Source organism: Vibrio genomosp. F10 str. 9ZD137 (assembly GCF_049974785.1).
GTDB lineage: Bacteria > Pseudomonadota > Gammaproteobacteria > Enterobacterales > Vibrionaceae > Vibrio.
Genome location: NZ_JBNGCJ010001045.1, coordinates 1 through 2,050, shown reverse-complemented (window position 1 = coordinate 2,050; position 2,050 = coordinate 1). Strand labels below are relative to the sequence as shown.

General features: G+C 45.2%; 4 protein-coding genes. 1 reads left to right on the top strand and 3 read right to left on the bottom strand.

The window, feature by feature from the left end; all coding sequences use genetic code 11:
* Positions 1-278: outer membrane protein assembly factor BamC (gene bamC, locus ACP45E_RS22180; protein ID WP_141707493.1), on the top strand; the 278-nt coding region annotated here is incomplete at its 5' end.
* A 65-nt stretch (positions 279-343) separates the two neighbouring features.
* On the opposite strand, the gene ACP45E_RS22175 is transcribed toward bamC, so the two are convergent.
* The 3 genes from ACP45E_RS22175 to dapE form a co-directional block, all read right to left on the bottom strand.
* Positions 344-553, bottom strand: coding sequence for a DUF2897 family protein (locus tag ACP45E_RS22175; protein WP_017038385.1), 210 nt, complete (start codon positions 551-553; stop codon positions 344-346).
* On the bottom strand, positions 553-1,236 hold the full coding sequence (locus ACP45E_RS22170) for a M15 family metallopeptidase (protein WP_017038386.1): 684 nt from the start codon (positions 1,234-1,236) through the stop codon (positions 553-555). The genes ACP45E_RS22175 and ACP45E_RS22170 overlap by 1 nt, the downstream gene beginning before the upstream one ends.
* A gap of 2 nt (positions 1,237-1,238) precedes the next feature.
* Positions 1,239-2,050: succinyl-diaminopimelate desuccinylase (gene dapE / locus ACP45E_RS22165; RefSeq protein WP_069585533.1), on the bottom strand; the 812-nt coding region annotated here is incomplete at its 5' end.

Here is a 2,050-nt window from a genome sequence, read left to right as displayed (position 1 = left end):
AGCGTCTGCCAGAGTTGCTGCCTTCAATGGGCTTCACCCTTGAAGCGAGAAACCAGTCTCAGGGCACGGTGAAAGCGAAATATGCCTCTCCAGATGACAGTTTCTGGGAAGAGATTGGTGTTAAACCTGTCGATTTGAAAGGTGGTACCTATACCTTCTTGTTTGGTGATCTTGGCAACCGTACCTCAATTAACATCACTGATTCGGCAGGCAAACCTGTTGAAGAGCAACTGCTCAGTGATATGGCGCCAGTGCTTGCTGCGATGGTCGAGAAGTAGTTACTGGGTATGAGGTTAGATTGAATCTCAATGAAAAAGGAGCGTTCACACGCTCCTTTTTTTGTTTATTTTTTATCAGTATCAGTATCAGTATTTAAGCCTGTACTATTTTCTTCTTTATCTGAGTGCTCGTGCTCGGATTTTTCTTCAGTAGACTTGTTTTTTTTATACTGGCCAAGTTTCAGTTTAGAGACGTATTTCAATGCCATGATATTGCTGACCATAAAGCCCATCGCCAACAAGGAGATAACCCAAGGGTTTGTCAGAAGATCCATTATGCCTCCACAGGAGTTACATTGGTTATGTATTGAGTGTAGAGATCATTGAGTAAGTTAGATAGGCAATTCGCCCCGTTGATTGATTGGCCTTCCAGTTGCTCTCTTAGAATATTAACAGAAAGCGCAGACAGACAATTCTGGCTTTGCTCGACATGGCTGATATGCCAAGGCTCAGGTGCTACGCCTCCCTGGTCTTGGTGATATGGGAAGTAGAAACCAAATAAGTTTAGATTAGAAGATAACCATTGATAAAACCGAGCCTGATGACCTGTTAAGTATTCCCAAGGCTCAAGTTTGAGTTGTGTACCTTGAGGCAGTGACAAGGCATCATACACATCAAAATCCGTTCCCCAATGATGGCGACTCGCACCAGGAAGGGCTGACCATCGTAAAATAGCGCGAATCTTCAGTTCTTCGTTTAATACTGAAGGGTCAATGGCTTGGCTGTTTGCGTCGAGAATCGGCTTTTCTCCGGCCATTTTACTGTTCCATATAGCCGCTTGACGTTCAAAGTTTCGAAAACCACTGGCGATGCACAAATCAAAACCGGCTTTTAGGGCGGCAGATTTGAGGTCAAGAAGATCCCGAACAATATCACGGTGTACTTGAAACGGTTTGTTACCAATGAGGACCTCGGTAAGGTGAGTATCCGTTTGTCCTGTCAATTGTTCGGGAGTCATCGTTAGCCTAATAAGTTGTCGAGAGTTTTCTCAAACATGTCAGTGAGTTTTTCTAAATCAGAAATAGATACACACTCGTTCACTTTATGGATGGTTGCGTTTACAGGCCCTAGTTCGACAACTTGTGTGCCCATGCGCGCGATAAAACGACCATCAGAGGTGCCTCCCGTCGTCAGAAGTTCGGGTTTTTTATGGTTTACGGCTTCAACACCTTTTACTACAGCTTCAAGAAGTTCGCCTTTACCGGTTAAGAATGGGTGCCCGCTAAGGGTCCATTCAAGATCGTAGTCTAGCCCATGTGCGTCCAATACCGAATGAACACGCTGTTTAATATCGACATCGGTAAGCTCAGTGCTAAAGCGGAAATTAAACTGAACATTAAATTCTCCTGGGATAACGTTTGAAGCGCCGGTGCCTGAATGAAGGTTTGGGATTTGAAAGCTTGTTGGCGGGAAGAACTCATTGCCGTCATCCCATTTTGTGGCAGCCAATTCAGCCAGTGCAGGTAACGACTGGTGGACAGGGTTGTTTGCTAAGTGCGGGTAAGCAACGTGACCTTGAGTGCCTTTCACTTTTAGATCACCAGTGATCGATCCGCGACGACCATTTTTGACAACATCGCCTATGGTGTGGGTACTGGAAGGTTCGCCAACGATGCACATATCAATCAACTCATCGCGTGCCATTAGGGTGTCAACAACGCGAGTTGTACCGTTGATAAATGGCCCTTCTTCATCAGAAGTGATTAGAAATGCAATAGATCCCTTATGATTGGGATGATTAGCAACGAACTGCTCTACGGCCACGACCATAC

Coding starts and splice junctions, on each gene's coding strand:
- ACP45E_RS22175 (WP_017038385.1), bottom strand. CDS start 553: ATGGATCTTCTGACAAACCCTTGGGTTATCTCCTTGTTGGCGATGGGC.
- ACP45E_RS22170 (WP_017038386.1), bottom strand. CDS start 1,236: ATGACTCCCGAACAATTGACAGGACAAACGGATACTCACCTTACCGAG.